This is a genomic window from Ruegeria sp. BHSC037 (assembly GCF_059613045.1).
In genome coordinates this window covers 88261-109511 of sequence record NZ_JBXWRT010000014.1, presented here as the reverse complement: position 1 = coordinate 109511, position 21251 = coordinate 88261, and the positions used below count along the sequence as shown (strand labels likewise).

The 21251-nt window shown below is 66.3% G+C and carries 20 protein-coding genes, 1 tRNA gene and 1 riboswitch; of the genes, 5 read left to right on the top strand and 16 right to left on the bottom strand.

What is annotated here, in order from left to right:
- Positions 1-30: 30 nt before the first annotated feature.
- Genes cobF through cbiE form a run of 6 tightly spaced genes read right to left on the bottom strand, consistent with a single transcriptional unit; the run spans position 31 to position 5156 of the window.
- A complete protein-coding gene (cobF, locus tag AC2FMN_RS14500; RefSeq protein WP_496688988.1) occupies positions 31-774 on the bottom strand; it encodes a precorrin-6A synthase (deacetylating) in 744 nt (247 codons plus the stop codon).
- Complete coding sequence (cobA, locus tag AC2FMN_RS14495) at positions 767-1495, bottom strand: uroporphyrinogen-III C-methyltransferase (RefSeq protein WP_496680188.1); 729 nt, start codon at positions 1493-1495, stop codon at positions 767-769. Before cobA ends, cobF begins: the two co-directional genes overlap by 8 nt.
- Positions 1492-2808 (bottom strand): cobyrinic acid a,c-diamide synthase CobB, encoded by a 1317-nt coding sequence (locus AC2FMN_RS14490; protein ID WP_496688987.1) that lies wholly within the window; start codon positions 2806-2808, stop codon positions 1492-1494. The genes cobA and AC2FMN_RS14490 overlap by 4 nt, the downstream gene beginning before the upstream one ends.
- Entirely contained in the window at positions 2801-3595 is a 795-nt protein-coding gene (gene cobM, locus AC2FMN_RS14485; protein ID WP_496680192.1) for a precorrin-4 C(11)-methyltransferase, read from the bottom strand. Before cobM ends, AC2FMN_RS14490 begins: the two co-directional genes overlap by 8 nt.
- A complete protein-coding gene (locus AC2FMN_RS14480; protein WP_496689019.1) occupies positions 3592-3960 on the bottom strand; it encodes a cobalamin biosynthesis protein in 369 nt (122 codons plus the stop codon). Before AC2FMN_RS14480 ends, cobM begins: the two co-directional genes overlap by 4 nt.
- Positions 3957-5156, bottom strand: a complete 1200-nt coding sequence (gene cbiE, locus AC2FMN_RS14475; protein ID WP_496688985.1) for a precorrin-6y C5,15-methyltransferase (decarboxylating) subunit CbiE — start codon at positions 5154-5156, stop codon at positions 3957-3959. The genes AC2FMN_RS14480 and cbiE overlap by 4 nt, the downstream gene beginning before the upstream one ends.
- Between cbiE and AC2FMN_RS14470 the strand changes: the two genes are divergently transcribed.
- On the top strand, positions 5155-5904 hold the full coding sequence (locus AC2FMN_RS14470; protein ID WP_496688983.1) for a cobalt-precorrin-6A reductase: 750 nt from the start codon (positions 5155-5157) through the stop codon (positions 5902-5904). The two genes, cbiE and AC2FMN_RS14470, sit on opposite strands and share 2 nt — an antisense overlap.
- On the opposite strand, the gene cobJ is transcribed toward AC2FMN_RS14470, so the two are convergent.
- The 8 genes from cobJ to AC2FMN_RS14430 all read right to left on the bottom strand — a co-directional run bounded on the left by cobJ (position 5877) and on the right by AC2FMN_RS14430 (position 15080).
- Complete coding sequence (cobJ, locus tag AC2FMN_RS14465; protein WP_496688981.1) at positions 5877-6629, bottom strand: precorrin-3B C(17)-methyltransferase; 753 nt, start codon at positions 6627-6629, stop codon at positions 5877-5879. The two genes, AC2FMN_RS14470 and cobJ, sit on opposite strands and share 28 nt — an antisense overlap.
- The gene (locus AC2FMN_RS14460; RefSeq protein ID WP_496688980.1) at positions 6626-7354 is read right to left on the bottom strand and encodes a precorrin-2 C(20)-methyltransferase; all 729 of its coding nucleotides are present in this window, start codon (positions 7352-7354) and stop codon (positions 6626-6628) included. Before AC2FMN_RS14460 ends, cobJ begins: the two co-directional genes overlap by 4 nt.
- The gene (locus AC2FMN_RS14455; RefSeq protein WP_496688978.1) at positions 7351-7980 is read right to left on the bottom strand and encodes a precorrin-8X methylmutase; all 630 of its coding nucleotides are present in this window, start codon (positions 7978-7980) and stop codon (positions 7351-7353) included. Before AC2FMN_RS14455 ends, AC2FMN_RS14460 begins: the two co-directional genes overlap by 4 nt.
- A complete protein-coding gene (gene cobG, locus AC2FMN_RS14450; RefSeq protein WP_496688976.1) occupies positions 7980-9107 on the bottom strand; it encodes a precorrin-3B synthase in 1128 nt (375 codons plus the stop codon). The genes AC2FMN_RS14455 and cobG overlap by 1 nt, the downstream gene beginning before the upstream one ends.
- Complete coding sequence (gene cobN / locus AC2FMN_RS14445; protein WP_496688974.1) at positions 9104-12397, bottom strand: cobaltochelatase subunit CobN; 3294 nt, start codon at positions 12395-12397, stop codon at positions 9104-9106. Before cobN ends, cobG begins: the two co-directional genes overlap by 4 nt.
- A 6-nt stretch (positions 12398-12403) precedes the next feature.
- Positions 12404-13459 carry a cobalamin biosynthesis protein CobW gene (cobW, locus tag AC2FMN_RS14440; RefSeq protein WP_496688972.1) on the bottom strand — a complete coding sequence of 352 codons (1056 nt, stop codon included), beginning with the start codon at positions 13457-13459 and terminating at the stop codon, positions 12404-12406.
- 2 nt (positions 13460-13461) lie between these two features.
- Positions 13462-13845 (bottom strand): DUF1636 family protein, encoded by a 384-nt coding sequence (locus AC2FMN_RS14435; protein WP_496688970.1) that lies wholly within the window; start codon positions 13843-13845, stop codon positions 13462-13464.
- Between the two features lie 82 nt (positions 13846-13927).
- Positions 13928-14132, bottom strand: a riboswitch (cobalamin riboswitch).
- 72 nt (positions 14133-14204) lie between these two features.
- Positions 14205-15080, bottom strand: a complete 876-nt coding sequence (locus AC2FMN_RS14430; protein WP_496688969.1) for a LysR substrate-binding domain-containing protein — start codon at positions 15078-15080, stop codon at positions 14205-14207.
- Positions 15081-15188: 108 nt separating this feature from the next.
- Between AC2FMN_RS14430 and AC2FMN_RS14425 the strand changes: the two genes are divergently transcribed.
- Entirely contained in the window at positions 15189-16145 is a 957-nt protein-coding gene (locus AC2FMN_RS14425; protein WP_496680206.1) for an NAD(P)-dependent oxidoreductase, read from the top strand.
- Positions 16146-16287: 142 nt separating this feature from the next.
- Here the strand turns inward: AC2FMN_RS14425 and AC2FMN_RS14420 are convergent.
- Positions 16288-16361 (bottom strand) — tRNA-Cys (locus tag AC2FMN_RS14420).
- A gap of 226 nt (positions 16362-16587) precedes the next feature.
- Here AC2FMN_RS14420 and AC2FMN_RS14415 point away from each other — a divergent pair.
- From AC2FMN_RS14415 to AC2FMN_RS14405, 3 genes are all read left to right on the top strand, one after another.
- Complete coding sequence (locus AC2FMN_RS14415) at positions 16588-17241, top strand: protein-L-isoaspartate O-methyltransferase family protein (RefSeq protein WP_496688965.1); 654 nt, start codon at positions 16588-16590, stop codon at positions 17239-17241.
- A 95-nt stretch (positions 17242-17336) separates the two neighbouring features.
- Positions 17337-18755, top strand: coding sequence for a TolC family outer membrane protein (locus AC2FMN_RS14410; protein WP_496688960.1), 1419 nt, complete (start codon positions 17337-17339; stop codon positions 18753-18755).
- A gap of 302 nt (positions 18756-19057) precedes the next feature.
- The gene (locus AC2FMN_RS14405) at positions 19058-19639 is read left to right on the top strand and encodes a hypothetical protein (protein ID WP_496688958.1); all 582 of its coding nucleotides are present in this window, start codon (positions 19058-19060) and stop codon (positions 19637-19639) included.
- A 3-nt stretch (positions 19640-19642) separates the two neighbouring features.
- On the opposite strand, the gene AC2FMN_RS14400 is transcribed toward AC2FMN_RS14405, so the two are convergent.
- Positions 19643-21100, bottom strand: a complete 1458-nt coding sequence (locus AC2FMN_RS14400; protein WP_496688956.1) for a cobyric acid synthase — start codon at positions 21098-21100, stop codon at positions 19643-19645.
- Between the last annotated feature and the right edge of the window lie 151 nt (positions 21101-21251).

The following is a 21251-nucleotide window of genomic DNA, read 5'->3' as shown; positions in this document are numbered from 1 at the left end:
TGGCGCAATCGCCATTTGCGACCTTTCGCGTCAAATCCCGCGCTTTTTGAGGACATAGATATCCATGATCCACCCGTGCCGGGCGCGGGCTTCGGTGCGCGTGCGCAGAATCTCGTCGGCCACATCGGCCAGTGGACCCTTGATCAGGATCTGCTCGGGCATACCCACGTAAGCCCCCCACCAGATGTCAAAATCGGCCATGTTCAGCGTCTGGAACGAACACGCGCCATCCAGCATCACCGCAACCGTATGTGCGTCTCTGGGCCAGCCCTCGTCGCGGATGCGCCGGCCGGTGGTGACCAGATAAGGCGCGCCGATCTCGTTGATCGGCATGGCATGGGCCGCCGTCAGCGCCTGCAGCGCCGTGATGCCTGGGATCACGGTGGTGTTTGGCTGCGGGTCCAGCCGCGCCGCGATTCGCAGCGAACTGTCATAGAGCGACGGGTCGCCCCAGATCAGCAGGGCGACGGTGCGTGCCTCGGGGTGCCGAGCCATCGCCTCCTGCCAGCGCAGGGCGATTGCGTCGTGCCATTCATCCACGCCGCGCAGGTAGCCGTCCTGTGACCGGCGCTCGGGGATGTCGAAATAGGCAAATTGGGGCGGTGTGTCGGTGACCTTGCGGATGATTTCCTCGCGCACCCCCGCCAGATCCGCCTTGTTGACGCCCTTACGCGGGATCAGGATCAGATCGGCGGCGCGGATCGCCTGCGCGCCCTGAAGCGTCACATGATCGGGGTTGCCGGTGCCGATCCCGATCAAGACCAGATCAATCATCGTCGCTCTCCGCCAGCGGACCATAGAGGATCAGCGCCGGCGCGGTACCGATCTCGGAGTTTAGGCGCTCGGCCAGTGCACCGACGGTGGACCGGTGCAGCGACTGCTGAGGCGTCGAAACCGATTCTGCCATCAGCGCAGGGGTGTCCAACGGCAGCCCATGCGCGTGCAGCGCCTGCGCCAGCAGGGGAAAGGTGCGCTTGCCCATGAACACCACCGTCGTCGCGCCCGGGTCGGCCAGCGCGGGCAGGTTCAGGTCCTCGGGCAGCTTGCCGCTGACATCGTGGCCGGTGACGAATTGCACCCGCCGCGCGGTCAGCCGGCGGGTCAGCGGGATGCCTGCCGCGGCAGCCGCGGCAATCGCCGAGGGGATGCCCGGAATGATCTCGTATGCGATCCCGGCGGCGCGCAGGGCCACCAGTTCCTCTTCGAGCCGCCCGAACAGGCCGCCATCGCCCGATTTCAGCCGCACGATTCGTTGGCCGGTCTGGGCGTACTCCACCAGTAGGCGGCTGACGTGGTCCTGCTTGGGCGAGGGCCGCCCGGCGCGCTTACCCACGCCCACAAGGTCGGCCTCTTTGCGCGCATGGCTCAGGATCGGCCCGCTGCTGAGATCGTCGAACAGCACCGCGTCGGCCTTTTGCAGCCGGTCCACGGCTTTGAGGGTCAACAACTCCGGGTCGCCGGGACCGGACCCGATGAAGGAAACGAAACCGTTCATGCGCTGGCCTCTGCGATCAGATGGAAGAACGTACCGGTGACATGCCCGCGGCGCGATCCGGTCTGTGGGCCTTCGGCGCCTTCGGCGTCAAAAACCCGGGCCAGGGGTGCATCGGGCTGCTCGACGATCGAGGAATAGTGGAACTCGTGCCCCCGCAGCGCGGTTCCAGCAGAGAACCCGGGCATGTCGGCCAGCAACTCGGCCCGGCGATAGCCCAGGTTGAATTTGCGCTTTTCGTACGAAGTGACCAGGCCCAGCAGCCCGGCCATCCGGTGGCGGGTGCCGTCCTTGTCGATCAGCCCTTGTCCCAAGGCCATGTAGCCGCCGCATTCGCCATGCACGGGCCGCGTTTCGGCATGTTTGCGCAAGCCGGTCAGGAACCGCTCTGCCGCAGCCAGGGTTCCGGCGTGCAGTTCGGGGTACCCGCCGGGCAACCAGACCAGATCGGCATTCGGGGCCGGCGCCTCGTCCGCCAGCGGAGAAAACGGCAGGATCTCGGCCCCGGCCGCCCGCCAGCCTTCCAGAAGATGCGGGTAGGTAAAGGAAAACGCCGCGTCCTGGGCCAGCGCGATCCGTTGCGCCGGAGGGCGCGGCAGCGCGGCCGACGACGGCCCCATCGGGCCCGAGGAGGCCGCCCGCTTGATCGCCTCCAGATCCACATGCGCGCGCAGGAAGGCCGCGTATCCGGCAATCGCGCTTTCCAGATCGGGGTGCTCGACCGCTTGGATCAGGCCCAGATGCCGCTCGGGCAGGGTCAGGTCGCCGCGCCGGGGCAAAACGCCCAGAACCGGCAGGCCCGCGCGCTCCATCCCAAGACGGGTCAGGCGTTCGTGGCGCTGGCTGGCGCAGCGGTTCAGGATCACGCCAGCAAAGGGCAGGTCGGGGTTGTACATCCGAAACCCCAGCGCCGTGGCCGCAGCCGACTGAGCCTGACCGCCCACATCCAGCACCAGAATCACGGGCCAACCCATGCGCAGCGCGGTTTCGGCGCTGGACCCATGGCCCAGTTCGCCCGGCTTGGCGACGCCATCGAACAGGCCCATCGATCCTTCGGCGACAACGATGTCGGCGCCTTTGGCCTGCGCTGCAATCGCGCCTAGTAATGGCGCGCCCATCGCCCAGCTGTCCAGGTTGAACGAGGCCCGCCCCGCCGCCGCCCGGTGAAAGGCCGGGTCGATGTAGTCGGGACCGCTCTTGAAGGGTTGCACTGTCAGCCCGTCCTCGGCCAGCGCGCGCAGCAGGCCCAGCATCACCGTGGTCTTGCCCGTCCCCGAGGATGGGGCCGAGATCAGCAGTCCGGGCGGGTTAGTCATCTCCGTGACTCCAGCTCGACCACGGGCTGTCGGCGCTTTGTGGGCGGTAACGGCGGTCATAGGTCTTTGAATACAAACAGCTTTCGTCGAATCCTTCACCGGCCAGCGCCGGCCCGACCAGGATCAGCGCGGTGCGCGAGATGCGCTCGTCCAGCGATTCCTTCAACGTGCCCAGGGTGGCGCGGACGATCCGCTCGTCCGGCCAGCTGGCGCGGTACACCACGGCCACGGGGCAATCGGCGCCATATGCGGGGGTCAGGTCAGCCACTACCTTGTCCAGATTGCCGATCGACAGGTGGATGGCCAGTGTGGCGCCAGTGCGGGCGAAGTTTTCCAGCGTTTCGCCCTCGGGCATGGACGAGGCGCGCCCCGGGGTCCGCGTCAGCACCACCGATTGTGCCAGCCCGGGCAGGGTCAGTTCGGTGCCCAAAGCGGCCGCGGCAGCGGCAAATGACGGAACGCCGGGGGTCACGCTGACGGGAATGCCCATCTGTTTCAGGCGTCGGATCTGTTCGCCCATCGCCGACCAGACCGACAGGTCGCCCGAATGCAGGCGGGCCACGTCCTGACCGGCGTCATGGGCGGTTTTGATTTCAGCCATGATCTGATCCAGATCCATCGGCGCGGTGTTCACGATGCGCGCGCCTTCGGGGCAGTGCGCCAGGATCTCCTCGGGCACAAGCGACCCGGCATACAGGCACACCGGGCAAGCGGCGATGATGTCGCGTCCGCGCAGGGTCAGAAGGTCGGCGGCGCCCGGTCCGGCGCCGATGAAATGAACGGTCATGTCTGTCCTCCGATGGCGACCGCGCAGGTGGCAAGCCGGTCGTCCGAGATCTGTCGGGGTGAAAGCAGCCGCGCGCCCGGTCCGGCGGCGGCAAGGGCGGAAGCTTCGGCCACGCTGCCGGTGCCATGACTGGCGCGGCTGCGGGGCGAGCAGGTGAGCGTGCGTTGCCCGGCCAGATCGGCCGGGTTCGCGAAATGCAGGGGCAGGGCGCAGGCGGCGGCAAATTCGGCCAGCGCCGGATGGCCGGCCTTGTCAGCGGCGGTGGCCAGCGCGTCCACCGCCTGCCCGGCAGTGGCGCGGTCGAACGCGGCGCGCAGGCTGGCGCAGGTCGCGGTGGACGAAAACCCAAGCCCGGCCACGATCATAGGGTCACGCTCCACTGAACGACCGGATAGGCCGATTTCCAGCCACGCCGCGGGCCGAGGTCGCCGGCCTGCGCCAGCTCGATCCGCAGCAGGTCGCCGCCCAGCTTGGCGTGCCATCGGCTCAGCACTGCTTCGCTTTCCAATGTCACGGCGTTGGCCACCAGCCGGGTGCCCGAGGGCAGGTTGGCCGCAAGCCAGTCCAGCAGCGCGTCGCTCAGCCCGCCGCCGATGAACACCACGTCAGGCAAGGGTAGGCCGTCCAGCGCGTCAGGCGCCCGGCCATGGATGATCTGCAACCGATCCTGTCCCAGCGCGTCGGCATTGGTGCGGATGCGCGCGGCGCGGTCTGCGCGCGGCTCGATCGTGGTGGCGGTCAGGGACGGGTCGCACATCAGCCACTCGATGCCGATCGAGCCGCTGCCGCCGCCGATGTCCCACAGATGCTCGCCCCGAGCGGGCGCCAGCGCCGACAAGGTCAGCGCGCGCACCGGCCGTTTGGTGATCTGCCCATCGGTTTCGAAGATCTCGTCGGGTTTGCCCGAGGCCAACGGCAGCGCACGCCCGTCGCCCGAAACCTCGAGCGCAACGCAGACCGGATGCTCGAACGAACCCAGCAGGGCTTCGGTCAGGGACATGCTGCGCGCGCGTTCCCGAGGGCCGCCGAGGGCCTCCATCACGTGCATGGTCGTATCGCCGAATCCGGTCTCGGTCAGATAGCGGGCCAACTCGGCCACCGCGGCACCGTCGCGCAGCAGGATGATGGCGCGCAGGCCGCGGGACAGATGCGGACGCAGGCGGGTCAGGGGGGCGGCGTGCAGACCGAAGGTGGCAGTGCTTTCCAACGGCCAGCCCAACCGCGCGGCCGCCAGCGAGAAGGTCGACTGCCCCGGCCGTGCCACCCAGTCTTCGGGGGCGAAATTGCGCGCGATCACCGACCCGGAGCCAAACCAGAACGGATCACCCGAGGCCAGCACCACCGTGCGCCGGCCCTTCAGCCCCTGCAGAAAGGGCAGCCCGTCGGCGAACGGCACCGGCCATTCGATGCGTTCGGCTCCGGTTTCGGGAACCAGTGACAGGTGCCGGGGCGGGCCCATGATGACCTCGGCACGCTCCAACTCTTGACGGCTTGCGGCCGACAGGCCATCCAGTCCATCCTCGCCCAGGCCCAGGATGGTCAGCCACGGAGTTTCAGACATGCCCAACCTCCTGATCCTTGGCGGCACGACCGAGGCCAACGCATTGGCCCGCGCCGTGGCGGATTTGGGTGTGGCGGCAACCTATTCCTATGCGGGCCGGGTCGACAACCCGCGGCCGCAACCGCTGCCCACGCGCGTGGGTGGCTTTGGCGGGCCCGAGGGTCTGGCGCGTCATATCCGCGACACCGGCGTGACCCATGTGATCGACGCGACCCATCCCTTTGCCGCGCAGATGAGCCGCAATGCCATCGCCGCCTGCCAGCAGACGCAGACGCCGCTGGCCGCGCTGACCCGCGCGGAATGGACGGCCGCACCCGGCGACCGGTGGCAGCGCGTGCCCGACATCGCCAGCGCCGTTGCCGCGCTGGCCGGGCCGCCGCGTCGGGTGTTCCTTGCGGTCGGGCGCATGCATCTTGAGGATTTCGCGGCGCAGCCCCAGCATCACTATCTTCTGCGGCTGGTCGATGAACCCGGCCCGCTGCCCTTCGCCGATTGCGACGTGGTCGTGTCGCGCGGGCCGTTTTCGATTGACGACGACACGGCGCTGATGCGCTGGCACCGAACCGAACTGGTGGTGTCTAAGAACGCTGGCGGCACCGGGGCACGCGCCAAGCTGGACGCCGCGCGAGCGTTGGGCATCCCGGTGCTGATGATCGACCGGCCCAGGCTGCCCCGCCGGGTCGAGTTGACAAGCGTGCCGCAGGTTCTGGACTGGCTGGCTCATTCCGGCGTGGACCTTGGAGTATAGACGATGGGGCCGATGGGCCGGTCGATGACGCGGGTCAGCGACGAGCCGACGATCACCACCGTCTGCATGTCGGCCATGTCGGGCGTTGCCTCGGCCAGGGTCGCGATGCGGATTGCCTCATCTGGGCGCGATACGGCGCGAGCGAACAGGATCAGACGCTCGGGCTCGCATTCCTGCCGCAGGATTTCCAGCGTCTTTACAAAGCCTTCAGGCCGCGACTTCGAGCGCGGGTTGTAAAAGGCCATTGCGAAATCGGCCTGCGCGGCCAGCCGCAGGCGTTTCTCGATTACGGCCCAGGGCTTGAGGTTGTCGCTGAGGTTGATGGCGCAGAAATCATGGCCCAGGGGCGCGCCCGCCCGGGCTGCGGCGGCCAGCATGGCGGTGATGCCGGGCAGAACCTCGACAGGGATCTCGTGCCAGGTGTCGGGGCCGTTTTCCAGCGCCTCGAACACGGCGGCAGCCATGGCAAAAACGCCCGGGTCGCCCGACGAGACCACGACCACCCGCTTGCCCTCGGCCGCCATGCGCAGCGCGTGCTGCGAGCGGTCGATCTCGACCCGGTTGTCGCTGGCGTGCAGGGTCAGGCCCGGCCGTTCGGCCACCCGCGCGACGTAGGGAATATAGCCCACCACATCGGTCGCATCGGCCAAGGCGGCGGTCACCTCGGGGGTCACCAGCGCCTCGTTTCCGGGGCCAAGCCCGGCGATCTTGACCCAGCCGTTCATGGCCGCCGCCCCTGTCCGTGCACGATGATGATCGAGAAATAGGGCGTGACCTCGGTGCAGGCGTCGCTCAGCTTGCGAACGGTCTGGTTGGGCATCTGCGCGTATTCCACGATCCAGGCCCGGTCGAACAGGCCCGCCGTTTTCAGCGCGCGTTTCACCTTGTCGATGTTGCGGCCGATCTTCATCACCACCAGCGCGTCGGTGCGCGCCATGCGGTCGGCCAGAACCTCTTCGGGCAGGGTGCCCATCAGCACCGTGAGGATGTCGTCGCCCCAGGTGATCGGATCACCCGAGGCCGTCCAAGCGCCCGACATGCCGGTGATCGCCGGCACCACCTCGACGGGCACCACGTCGCGCAGGCGGCTGTAGAGATGCATGAACGAGCCATAAAAGAACGGGTCTCCCTCGCACAACACCACCACGTCCTCGCCCTGATCGGCCAGTTCTTTCAAGCGCGCGGTGCAGCGTTCGTAGAACTCGGCCAGAAGCGCGTTGTAGCGCGGATCGGTGACCGGGATCTCGGTTGTGACTGGGTATTCCATGGGAAACTCGACCGCATCGTTGCGGATCATCCCGTTGACGATCTTGCGCGCCTGCCCGCTTCGGCCGGGCTTGCGGAAATAGGCCACGTGTTTCGCGTTGCGCAACAGGCGGTCGGCCCGGACGCTCATCAAATCGGGATCGCCTGGGCCGAGGCCCACGCCATAGATCGTGCCCATGGTCATTCCGCCCGGCTTGCGATGGCGTTGATCGCGGCGACGGTGATGGCGCTGCCGCCCAAGCGGCCCTTGACGATGCAGCAGGGCACCGGCTGCGCCTCCCACAGGGCGTCCTTGCTTTCGACTGCGCCGACAAAGCCCACGGGGCAGCCGATGATGGCGGCGGGCCGCGGGCAGTCGGGGTCCTCGAGCATGTTCAGCAGGTGAAACAGCGCCGTGGGCGCGTTGCCGATGGCCACCAGCGCGCCCTCAAGGTGCGGGCGCCACAGTTCCAGCGCGGCGGCGGATCGGGTGTTGCCCATCTTCTCGGCCAGCGGGCGCACGCGCTCGTCCTGCAGGGTGCAGATCACCTCGTTCTCGGCGGGCAGGCGAAAGCGGGTGACGCCTTCGGACACCATCCGCGCGTCGCACAGGATCGGCGCGCCGTTCTCCAGCGCCGCGCGCGCGGTGCGCACGAAGCCGGGTGAGAAATGGATGAACTCTTCCAGACCGACCATCCCGGCGGCATGGATCATGCGGACGGCGACCTGCTCTTCGTCGGGGTCGAAACGGGCCAGATCGGCCTCGGCCCGGATCGTGGCGAAGGATTGCTTGTAGATCGCCGCGCCGTCGGTTTCGTATTCATAGGGCATCAAGTCAGGTCCATGGTCTTCAGTGTTTCGGGGTCCAGCCCGCGCTGCAGGGGCTCATCTCCCGCGCGGCCGTGTTTTACAAGATCAAAGCGCCCGTCGCGGCCCACCAGCGTCAGATCGGCTGCCCCCATGCGCGCGCAGCCTTTTGCGCAGCCCGAGACATGCAGGCTGCCGGACACACGCGGGGCCAGCGCGCGGGCGATGGCGCGGGTCTCGGCCTGCGCCTGCGGGCAGAATGGCGCGCCGGGGCAGGCGTCGGTGGTAAGCAGAGGGTCGGCGCCGTCGGTCACGAAGGCCGGGGCGGGGATCGCCGCCCCGCCTTCCAGCAAGAACAACCGCCAGGGTGTTACGCGCAGGGCGGTGGCGCCCGAGGCCTCGACCAACGCGCGCAGGTCGTCGGCGGGCAGTTGCCCGAAGGCCGCGCCGTAGATCGGGCCGATTGCGCTATTGCCGGGTTGCAGCGGGTGGGCCGTGGGTCCGGGGGCGTGGCCCTGCCATTCCTTGGGCAGCTCCTGCGCTGCGATCAGACGGGTCATGCGGCGGGTGTCAGAAGTGAAGCGCTCGGCGAACCACTGGGCCAGTTCGATCACGCAGTCGATCGCCGCGTCCTCGGTCACCAAACGGCCGGTCTCGGCCCCGTTGGCGCGAAGGATCAGGCCCGAAGGTCCTCGCTCCAGCCGAATATCGGCCGAGTCCCCGGCCAGCAGCCGCGCCTGGTCGGTATCCACCGCAAAGCCGAACTTGGCGGGCAGGGCGGGCAGGTCGCCCAGCCGGTCGACCAATGCCTGTGTCAGGCGCGTGGTCAGGTCGCCCGGTTGATACAGCGGAGCCACAAGGATGTTGCGCCGGGTCTCAAGCCCCGGTTCAGGATCCAGAAGGTTCAGCGCCGACAGCTCGGCCAGCAGCGCATGATGGTCCGTCTCGGCCACGCCGCGCAGTTGCAGGTTGGCGCGGTTGGTCAGGTCGATGGTCCCGTTGCCGAACCGCAGGGCCAGATCACACAGCCCCAGCGTCTGCGCGGCGCTCAGCCGGGCCAGACGCGGGCGCACCCGCACGACCAGCCCGTCTCCGGACATCATCGGGCGATGCGCGCCGGGGCACCAGCCCTGAACGACCGGGGCGCTCATCCCAGCCCCTCCAGATCGGCGCGGATCGAGTTGCGGCGGGTGTTCCACAGCCCGGCCTCGTACAGCGCGCGGAACCGGTCCTTCATGGCTTGATGGGCCTGCGGATTGGCCTGCTGCAGGAACGCGTCCACCTCGGGGTTGCCCAGGGTCGCATCGTGGTAGAGGTCGAACAGATGCGGGGCGACGCTGCCTGACAAATGCGCGAAAGACGCCATGTGGTCGAGCGTTGCCGCGATCTCGGCTGCGCCGCGGAAGCCGTGGCTCTGCATCCCGGCGATCCAGTCAGGATTGGCGGCGCGCGCATGGACCACGCGGCTGATTTCCTCGGGCAGAGTGCGGGCGCGGGGTGTTTCAGGGCGCGTATTGTCCAGATGATACAACTGCGCCTGCCCGCCGGTCAGCTTTTTAGCGGCGGCAAATCCGGCCTCGTGCGTGGCATAGTCGTTTGCCAACAAAAGGTCGGTCTCGGTCAGGTCCTGCAGGTGCACGAAGCTGTCGGCCTGCGCCACTCGCTGGGTGATCCCGTCGGGGTCGTGGGCGATGTGCTCGCCCTCGAAGGCAAAGGCGCTGGCGTCCAGCCAGGCCTGACCGGCCTGCGCGCGCGCCTCGTCTGTATAGGTTTCCGACAGGTGGGTCATGTTCAGCCCATAGCTGCCTGGCGCCGGGCCATAGACGCGGGCGGTGGGCGGCTGACCCGCATAGGGGTTCCAGTCGGGCGCCTCGTCGCGTTCCGACAGCGCCCGGACCGCCTGTCCGAACAGCGCCGAGAGGGTGGGGAACACGTCGCGGAACAGGCCCGAGACGCGCAGGGTCACGTCCAGCCGGGGGCGCTCCAGATCGGTGATCGGCAGAACCTCGATCCCGCTCACGCGCTCCGACCCCGGATCCCAGACCGGTTTGACGCCCAGCAGGTGCAGCGCCATGGCGAATTCCTCGCCCGCCGTACGCATCGTGGCAGAGCCCCACAGATCGACGATCAGGCCCTTGGGATAGTCGCCTTCCTCCTGCAGGTGGCGGCGCACCAGTTCTTCGGCCAGTTTCACCCCCTGCGCATAGGCCGCGCGGGTCGGGACGGAGCGCGGATCGGTGGTGAACAGGTTGCGGCCCGTGGGCAGCACGTCGGTGCGCCCGCGATAGGGCGAGCCGGACGGCCCGGCCTCGATCCGTTTGCCGGCCAAAGCATCCAGCAGGGCTTGCCGTTCGGCCTGTGCCGACGCGGCAGTGTCGAAATTGCCCGCACTCTGCGGCGCGCGGCCAAAGACATGCAGCCCGTCGCCGAACTGGCTTTCCTTGATGTCACAGACGAAACGGTCGATGCGGGTAATCGCCTCGGCGGTGCTGGTGGCCTGATCCAGCCCCAGATCGGCCTCGAGCCCGATGGCGCGGGCCTCGTCACGGATATCGGCCTGCAGCCGGTCGCGCCGCTTGGGGTCCAGCCCGTCGGCGTTCGAGAACTCGTCCAGCAGCGATTCCAACCGCACCATGCGGTCGGGCGTGCTGCTCTGCTTCATCGGCGGCGGGATGTGGCCCAGCGTGACGGCCCCGATCCGGCGCTTGGCCTGCGCGGCTTCGCCCGGATCGTTCACGATGAACGGGTAGATCACCGGCAGATCGCCGATCAGCGCCTCGGGCCAGCATTCCGCCGAGAGCGCCACCGATTTGCCCGGCAGCCATTCCAACGTTCCGTGTGCGCCGATATGAATCAGCGCATCCGTCCCCAACCCGTGCCTCAGCCACAGGTAAAAGGCCACATAGCCGTGCCGGGGCGTGCGCGACAGGTCGTGATATTCGTCGTCCCGCAATTCCGGCGTGCCGCGTTCGGGCTGCAGCGCCACCAGCGCCTTGCCGCGCCGAAGCGCGGTGAAGTGGAAGGCCCCATCGGCGCAGCCCGGGTCATCCTCGGGCGCACCCCAGGCGGTTTCCAGATCGGCGCGCAACGCTTCTGGCAGTTGCGCAAGTGCGGCGCGGTATGCCGAGACCGGCCATGAAATCCGGGCGTCCAGCAGCGTGTCGGCAATCGGCTCGGCGGGGGCGGTGTCATACCCTGCGCCCTGCAGGTCGGACAGGATCGCCTCGGCCGAGGCCAGCGCGTCCAGCCCCACCGCATGGGCCATCTGCCAGTCCTTGCCGGGATAGGTGGACAGGACCAGTGCGGGGACCTGTTGCGCCTTTGGTTTCTCGGCCAGGTTCACCCAGGCCATCGCCCGGTCGACGATGGCGGCAATCCGGTCGGGCTCGGGGCGGTGGGCGAAGCGGGAATATTCCAAGTGTGGGTCGCGCCTGCCCGGTTCCTTGAACGAGGCGACACCGGCCGAGATGCGCCCGTCCACCTCGGGCAGCACAACATGCATGGCCAGATCGGCAGGCGACAGGCCGCGCTCGGCCTCAGCCCAGGCCTTGCGGCGCGAAGTGGCCAGAGCGACCTGAAACACCGGCACGCCCGCCACGTCCAAGGGCGATGTGCCCGACGCGCCCTTGCCCGAAAACGAGGTGGCATTGATGATGGCAGAGGGCGCCATCGCTGGGATATTCTCAGCCAGCCATTGCGCCGCCGCAGGCGCCTTGAGCGAGGGTGCGAACAGCCCAACTGCCTGATGGCCTCGCGCGCGGACTTCCCGGATCAGGGCCGCGACCGACGCGGTATCGGCCGAAGTCAGATAGGCGCGGTAGAAGGTTACGATAATGCGCCGGCCTTCGCCTGCGAACGCGTCCTCGGGCGCGATTACGCCGCGATCCGGGCACCACGCTCCGCATTCGGGCAGGGTCTTGGCCCCCATCACGGGCCCGGCATAGAGCCCCGCCGCCAGCGCCATCTGCGCCAGTGCGGCTTGGGCCGCGACCTCGCCACCGGTGTCGCACAGATGCGCCAGTCGCCGTAGGGTCGAGACCGGCAGGGTCGAATAATCGTCCAGCCGCGTATCCTCGCGCCCGTCGGCGGGCAGCACCGCCAGCGCGATGCCCTTGGCCTGCGCCAGCGCCAGCACCTGCTGCAACCCGTAGGACCAGTAGGGCACGCCGCCGATCAGGCGGATCAGGATACCCTTGGCGCCCTCCAGCGTCTGCTCGACATAGGTATCGACCGATAGTGGATGTTTCAGCGCCGTCAGGTTCGCCAGCCGCAACGAGGGCATCCGCCCCTCGGGCCCGCCGCCGCGATGCCAGCCGGCCGCGAAAGCACCCAGATCGCTATCCGAAAAGGACAACACCACCAGATCCGCCGGGCTCTGGCCCAGATCGGTCGGGGTCTCGGTTTCTTCGAGCCCGTGGCTTTCGCGGAAGACGACGTGCATCGGTGCTTACTCGGCGGCCTCGGTGACACCGGTCAGGATGCCGCGGATCGCGGCTTCGTCGATGTCGTCATGCTCGGCGATGACCACAAGGCGCGAGCGGCGCTCTTCGTCCGGTTTCCACGGGCGGTCATACTGGTGCCGGACCCGCGCGCCGACCGCCTGAACCAGCAGGCGCATCGGCTTGCCCTGAACGGCGGCATAGCCCTTGACCCGCAGGATGTTCAGCTCGTTCGCCAGACGTTCGATATTGGCGACCAACTGCGCCGGGTCGGTCTGTTCGGGCAGTTCGACCACGATGCTTTCGAAATCGTCATGTTCATGGTCGTCATGGCCATCGTGATGCGAGGGGCGGGCGTCCATGTCGTCCTCGGCCGCGGCGCCTAGCCCCAGCACCACGCGCACGTCTACCGCACCTTCGGCCACTTCGACCACGGGCAGGGGGCGGGGCGCCTCGGCGGCGATGATCTCGCGCGCTTTGGCCACGCCTTCGGGGCCGGCCAGGTCGGGCTTGGTCAGCAGGATGATGTCGGCGCACGAGATCTGGTCCTCGAACACCTCGGACAGGGGTGTTTCGTGGTCGATCGAGTCATCGGCCATGCGCTGGGCGTCCACCGCCGCGACATTCGGGGCAAAGCGGCCTGCGGCCACGGCCTCGGCATCGGCCAGGGCGATCACGCCGTCCACGGTGATCTTGGAACGGATATCGGGCCAGTCGAACGCCTTGAGCAGCGGTTTCGGCAAGGCCAGACCGCTGGTTTCGATCAGGATGTGATCAGGGCGCGGGTCCAGCGCCATCAGCGCCTCGATCGTGGGGATGAAGTCATCGGCCACGGTGCAGCAGATGCAGCCATTGGCCAGTTCCATGATGTTTTCCGCCGGGCATTCGGGGATGGCGCAGCTCTTCAGGATTTCGCCATCGACACCCACATCGCCGAATTCGTTGACCACCACGGCCAGGCGCTTGCCCTGCGGGTTCTGCATCAGGTGGCGGATCAGCGTGGTCTTGCCCGAGCCGAGAAAGCCGGTGATGACGGTGACGGGAAGTTTTTCGAGGGTGCTCATGCTCAGGCTCCAATCGGGGGAATGCGGGCGGCGCAGTTCTTGCGGAAATGTTCAGGGCGGTCACGCCATCTCACAAGGCCATCTTCGGTGGCCAGGTACTTGGTGGCGCCTTCGACGATGATTTCGACATGGTCGGATTCGTTCAGGTTCTCATAGACGAAGGTCCAGCGAGACGGCCCGCCTCGCAAAACGATCGAGCAGCCCTGATCGCAGTTTGACAGGCATTCGACCGGCTTCAGGTTGATGCCTTCGGGCAGGTCGGCTGCGGCCAGCGCCTTGTGCAGCAGCGTGCCGGGGCGCTGGGCGTCATCCTCGATGGGCAGCCCGCGTCGGCAGGTGGTGCAGACCAGCAGCTCGACTGGTGCGGTCTCGGTCACGTCTCTCATCCCCCCTCAATTGGTTGTCGGGGGACGGGGTATGCGCGGGCCACGTTGCCGACATGGGCCCGACACCGGAACACCCCGTCCGGTTTGTCTTCGGGCGTTGGCAGGTCTCCCGGCTTGCGGATGTCAGAGCGGTGCTCTGTCGGATGTCCCGCCTTCCCGGCCTGCGGCCAGTGGCATTTGGGCACCCTCTCCGGTCACGGTCGCGGGGGCGGCTGCGTTTGACGGAAAACCGCTGACGCATTCCCTTTTCATCTGCTTGCACAGACACCAACTCAAGCGACATGCGGCACGGGCAGGGGGGTTGTCAAGCGCGCGGGGCCAAGTGCCTTGCCTCGGATCGAAAAAGCGACTTGCCGGGATCAATCCGCGGCATCGCTGGCCAGGCAGTCGCGCAGCCAGGCCAGGAACAACTGGGCAGGGATGGACGGAGGCGCCGCGCTGACGCTGCGGATCAGGTAATGCGACTGGGCAAAGGGAATCGCCGGCCCCGCAATCCGGATCGGCGCACCCTGGGCGATGGCGTTGCGCGCGAACCGCTCCAGAACGGTGGCGTAGCCCGCGCCGGCCATCACCAGTTGCAGCGCCGTGACGGTCGTATCCGCCGAATGGCGCGCGGGGCGGTCGGGCAGGTCGATGCCCGTGGCCTCGAAGTACCGCGCCCAGTTGTCCTCGTACCCCAGAATGTGGATCAACGGGCCGTTTTGCAGGTCTGGCGCCGAGTCCTGCGCCCGGCAGACGGGCACCAGCCGTTCCGAGCACAGCCGGTCCGCCGCAACACCGGGCCAGTCGCCATAGCCCAGCCGGATTTCCACGTCTACATCCGCGGGCGCGGCCGAGTCGTTCCAGATATGCGAAACCAGCCGCACCGGGATCTCGGGGTGCTGGGCGCTGAACGCGGGCAGCTCGGCCGCGATCCAGTAGGTCATCGTCGATATCGCCGCCCGGATGGTCAGCGCCTGTCGCGAGGCGGGGCCGAACAAGCTGTTGGTGGACAGCGCGATATCCGACAGCGCCCGGCGCACGGTCAGCGCATAGGACTGGCCCAGCTCGGTCAGCGACAGGTGTCGCGCGTTGCGGGCAAAAAGCGGCTGCCCGAGGTCCGCCTCGAGCGAGCGGATATGCAGCGATACCGCCGTCTGGGTCAGGCCCAATTCTTGCGCGGCGGTGGTGAAATTCAGGTGGCGGGCGGCGGCCTCGAAGCTACGCAGCCACGCCGGATTGGGCAGGCGGTCCATTTAGCACCAAAATAATTTTTGTATAGATAGCTTTATTATTCGTTTCTTTTGTCGATGGGCAACGGAAATAATCGGGCCAACGAAAACGCGCCTGCGGGAGGGCAGAACATGAAGGTCGGGTTCATCGGTTTGGGCAATGTGGGGGGCAAGCTGTCGGGGTCGCTGCTGCGCAACGGTATCGACCTGACGGTGTACGACCTGAACCCCGATCTTGTGGCGGAATTCGCGGCCAAGGGGGCCAAGGCCGGCGAAAGCCCGGCCCAGATGATGCGCGATTGCGATGCGGTCATCACCTGCCTGCCGTCGCCCGCTGCCTCGGACGCGGTGATGCAGCAGATGCTGCCCGAGGTGAGCCAGGGCAAGATCTGGATGGAGATGTCCACCACCGATGAGGCCGAGGTCAAACGGCTTGGGGCCATGGTGATCGAACGCGGCGGCGCGGCGGTGGACTGCCCGGTTTCGGGCGGGTGCCACCGGGCGGCCACGGGCAATATCTCGATCTTCGCGGGCTGCGACCGGGCCACGTTCGAGCGGATTCTGCCGTTCCTGACGACGATGGGCCGGCGCATCCTGCATACCGGCGATCTGGGCACTGCCTCGGTTCTGAAGGTGTTGACCAACTATCTGGCCACAGCCAACCTGATCACCTGCGCCGAGGCGCTGGTGACCGCCAAGGCCGCCGGGATGGACCTGAACACCACCTACGAGGCGATCAAGATCTCGTCCGGTACGTCCTTCGTGCATGAGACCGAAAGCCAAGTGATCCTGAACGGCTCGCGCGACATTTCCTTCACCATGGACCTGGTGAAAAAGGATATCGGCCTGTTCCAGGAGGTCGCAGACCGCGCCGGCGTGCCGTTGGAGATGAACCCGTTGATGATCAAGATTTTCGACGACGCCATCGCCCGCTATGGCGCGCGCGAGCTGTCGCCCAACGTCATTCGACGGCTCGAGGATGCAACCGGGCTGAGCATTACCGCGCCCGGTTTTCCGGCCGAGATGCAGGATGATGAACCGGAAGAGCCGGGGTACGAGGTGATTCCGCAAGGCCGAAGCACGGTCTGAACCGACGGTCAGCAAAACGGCGGCCTTCGGGGGGCGTCTTGCGTGAAACCCAAGGTGGCGGTGTCCCCTTGCGCGGCCAAGAACAGTTCGAGCTGGATTTCGACCAATCGGAAGGCAGCGACGCGGAACCAAGTCGGAGCAGTGGAGGCGAGTACCGGAATCGAACCGGTGTACACGGATTTGCAATCCGCTGCGTCACCACTCCGCCAACTCGCCTTTTCAAGCAATATCAATTACTTGCCGTGGTGCAGCAGCGGTTCTAGCAGCTTTCCCGCGCGGCGTCCAGAGGGCGCGCAAAGAATCTGCACGGGAAATGGCCGTCACCGGTATTCGAGACGCAACGCCAATTGTCGCGGGCCGGAATTTGCGTGCAAGGGCCGTTGCCGGGGCGCGTGCATTGTGGCAAAAGCCATCCGAACCAGGGAAATGATTGAGCGGTCACATGACGGATTTCGCAGCCCGACGCCAAACGATGGTCGATACCCAGATTCGGCCGTCCGATGTCACAAAGTTTCCGATTATCGATGCCATGCTGAAAATCCGGCGGGAAGATTTCGTGCCGGATTCCCAGCGCGAGGTGGCCTATGTCGGCGATTTGATCGATCTGGGGGGCGGTCGGTGCCTGCTGGAGCCGCGGACCCTGGCCAAAATGCTGGACGCGCTGAATATTTCCAATGACGAGGTCGTGCTGGATATCGGTCCGGCCTATGGCTATTCGACGGCCGTCGCCGCGCGCATGGCGCAACTGGTGGTGGGCGTCGAGGAAGACGAGTCAACGGCCGCCGAGGCGCAGGCCAATCTCAGCCAGGCCGATATTGACAATGCGATCATCCATGTCGGCCCATTGGTGCAAGGGGCCGCCGAGCATGGCCCCTATGACGTGATCATGGTTCAGGGCGGGGTTGAACGGGTTCTGGACGCGTTGCTGGACCAGCTCAAGGAACATGGCCGCATTGCCTGCCTGTTCGTTGATGGCAATCTGGGCACCGTCCGGATCGGTCGCAAGGTCGGCGGGCGCGTGACTTGGCGCCACGCGTTCAATGCCGCGGCGCCGGTCTTGCCGGGATTTGCGAAAGAACGGGCATTTTCGCTATAGTTCGGAAACACTTTTCCGTTCCCTATTGATTAGTTGAGAATCTGGCCGCAAACTGTTCCGAAATCAGAACAAATTTTGGTTTACGGGGTTGGATTATGCGTGGGACATCAGCAGCGAAACTGATCAAGGGGTTGGTGTTTTCAGCCTGCCTTGCACTGAATGTAGCGTCCGAGCGGACGGCTTGGGCAGACAACCTGACCGATGCGTTCATCGGGGCCTACAACTCCAGCGGCCTGCTGGAGCAGAACCGCGCGCTTTTGCGGGCCGCTGATGAAGACGTCGCGATCGCGCTTTCGGCCCTGCGCCCGATCATCAACTGGACCGTTCGGGTCAGTCAGGATTACACCAAGAACCGGATCAGAACGACGGTAACATCGGTCGAACCCTCGCGATTCTTTTCGGGGATAACGCTCAGCCAACTGCTGTACGACGGCGGCGCATCCTTGCTGGGCAAGCAGTCGGCGCAGGAAACCGTTCTGGCCACCCGGCAGGCGCTGATCGATATCGAGCAGCAGGTGCTGTTCCGAGCCGCAACGGCCTATCTGGGTGTTTTGTTGGAAGAAGAGCGGGTCCGAATCCGGCAAAACAACGTAAACCTGTCGGGTGAGGAGCTTCGCGCGACCCAGGACCGCTTCGAGGTGGGTGAAGTGACCCGCACGGACGTGGCCCTGTCCGAGTCGCAACTGGCCAGCTCGCAGGCCGATCTTGCCGATGCGCGCGGCAACCTCAGCACGGCGCAGGCTGAATATGTCAATGCGGTGGGCAAGACTCCGGGTCGCACTGCGGGGCAGCCCAGTCTGCCGGCACTGCCGCGATCTGCGGACGAGGCTATCAGCCTGGCCATGCGGAACCACCCGGCCATTCTGTCCGCACAGCATCAGGTGCGCGCCCTCGATCTGGTGGTTCAGCAGCAACGCGCGGGTCTTGGCCCGAATGTCAGCCTGAATGCCGATGTCGGGATTACCGAGAGCTACGACAACGACGACTACACCAACGACGCGTCGATCTCTCTGAATCTGAACCAGCCCATCTATGCGGGCGGCCGTCTGGCGGCAAACGTTCGCCGCGCCATGGCGCAGCGGGATGCCGCGCGGGCCAATCTGCTGAACGTGCAGAAAGACATCACGCAGGGGGTGACCAACGCCTATGTCCGCTTCCAGACCGCGACGGCCAGCCTGCGCGCGTCCGAAGAGCGGGTCCGGGCCTCTCAGGTCGCCTTTGACGGCATCCGCGAAGAGGCCACCTTGGGCGCGCGCACCACGCTGGATGTTCTGACCGCACAGCAAGACCTGCTCGATGCGCAACTGGCCGAGATCGCATCGCGGACCGAACGCTCGCTGGCCGCCTACCAGTTGCTTCAGGCGCAGGGGCTTTTGACCGCTGAACGTCTTGGTTTGGCCGTCCAGATCTATGACCCGACGCTATACTACAACCTGGTCAAGAAAGCTCCGGCGCAGATCAGCAAGCAAAGCCGGGATCTGGATCGTGTGCTCAAGGCGTTGCGTCGCGAGTGATCGCGCGCACTATCTGTTGTTCCGCACCGATTGTTTGGTTACACTTGATCAAAAGGCCAGATCGGTAGAGAGCCATGTCGGATAGCAGTGTCACAGCAGGTGTCGAGGACGTTTTAGCGTCGATCAAGCGACTTGTCGGCGATCAGGGGCGCAAGGCTGAGCCAGGCGCCGGCTCCCGGCCGAAACCGGGGCGGCTGGTTTTGTCCCAGTCGCTGCGAGTCTCGGACGCACCCGATCCGCCTTCGCAGAGTGGGACCGGGTTGTCGAGCCTTGCACGGGACTTCTCGGTTGACGCCTTTCTGATGAAGGACGCCGAGTTCGCGAGCATTCATCCCGCAAACCAGAAGCCCGAGCCGATGGTTCTCAGTGCGTCCGACCGGGTCTATCCGACCGCCACCGAAACGACGGCAGAAAAGGCTGGCGCTCTGCCAAAAGAGAATCAGACCGGTCCACGGGATCTTGCCGGCAGTCTGAGTGCCAAGATTGAAGCCTTGGAGGCGGCAATCGCTCGGACAGAAGATCAATGGGAACCCGATGGAAACAGTGGCGACGAATATGCGGGAACCCGCACTCGGCGCATCCACTGGGATCTCGAAGCCGGCGGGGGCGCCACAACGGCAGCCGAGACCGAACGCGACGAGTCTTTGCAAGCGCAGCAGCCGCAGACGACTGCGCAATTCGTGCGGGATCGCGGGGCGGTCGAGCCCGTCGCGACCGATGCAGAGGCCACCGCGACGATGGAGGTCGATGAACTGAAGGCGTTGATCGCCCAGGTCGTGCGCGAAGAACTGCAAGGCGCACTGGGCGAGCGGATCACCCGAAACATTCGCAAGCTGGTCCGGCGCGAAATCAACCGCGCATTGGATGCAAGAGAGCTCGAGTAGTCCTTAGCCGCGCTGCGGTTTCGCCGCCAATGACAGCAGAAAATCCAGATCCATGTGCTCTTCAAGGTGATCGGCCAGGGCATCGAGGGTCTGTTCGACGCCGTCCTCATAGGCCAGGTCGGATTTGACGCCCAACTGCCGCAGATAGCGCGCCCGAAAGGCATCCGAGGAAAATACCCCATGCAGATAGCTGCCGCGGACCCGGTCGCTGGCGTTGGCTGCGCCTTCGGCACGGCCCTCGACCTCGAGCCAGGCGCGTGCGCAATCGGGGCCGTCGGTGCGCCCCATGTGGATTTCATATCCGCTGACGGGTTCGCCGCCGGGCCGTGCTTTGGCCCTGCGCAGGCGGACTTGCTTGTCCTTGGCCATGACCGTTTCGACATCCAGCAGGCCCAGGCCTTCGACCGTACCCGGCCGCCCGTCGACGCCGTCGGGGTCCGAGATGGTCTTTCCCAGCATCTGATAACCGCCGCACAGGCCCAGAACATGGCCGCCGCGGCGCACATGCGCGTACAGGTCGATATCCCAACCCTGACGGCGCAAGAATGCAAGATCGCCGATGGTGGATTTGCTGCCCGGCAGCAGCACCAGATCGGCATCGCCAGGCAGGGCGCGGCCGGCGGGAACGATTTCGACCGTGACACCGGGTTCGGCTGACAGCGGATCGAGATCGTCGAAATTCGCCATCCGCTCAAGCTGTGGCACGGCCACTTTGACCGCTCCGCCCGGGGCCGAACGGATGTCCATCATGTCCTCGGCGGGCAGTTTCCACGCGTCGTCGAACCAGGGCACCACGCCCAGACAGGGCCACCCGGTGCGGGCCACGATGTCATCGCGGCCATCATCGAACAGGCTGACGTCTCCCTTGAAGCGATTGACCGCAAAGCCCCGGATCATCGCCAGATCGCCCGCTTCCAGAACCGCCTGCGTTCCCACGATCTGCGCGATCACGCCGCCCCGGTGGATGTCGCCCACCAGGATCACGGGAACACCGGCGGCACAGGCAAAGCCCATATTGGCGATGTCGCCACTCCGCAGATTGGTCTCGGCCGGGCTGCCCGCGCCTTCCACCAGAACCAGATCGGCATCGGCGCACAGTCTGTCAAAGCTCTCAAGCGCGGCGGCCAGCAAGCGCGACTTGTCTTTGCGGTAATCCTTGGCCCGCATAGTTCCGGCGCGCTGGCCCTGTACGATGACCTGGGCGCCGGTGTCGGTCTCTGGCTTCAGCAAGATCGGGTTCATGTCGGTATGTGGGGCGCGGCCTGCGGCGCGGGCTTGAAGGGCCTGTGCGCGGCCGATTTCGCCGCCGTCTTCGGTGACGGCCGCGTTGTTCGACATGTTCTGCGGCTTGAACGGCGCCACCCGAAGGCCGCGCCGGGCAAAGGCCCGCGCCATGCCGGCCACCAGAACCGATTTCCCGACATTGCTGCCGGTGCCTTGAATCATGATCGCGCGCACCATTCATGCCTCCTGCGGTTGGTGGCAGATGAGCTTATTTGAGCGGCCAAGGAAAGCGCGGAACGGGCGAATGGCGCGCTGAATCCGACATCAGGTGTCCGGGCAACAAAAAAGCGCGCCGCAATCGCGGGCGCGCCTTTTTGAGATACCGCAA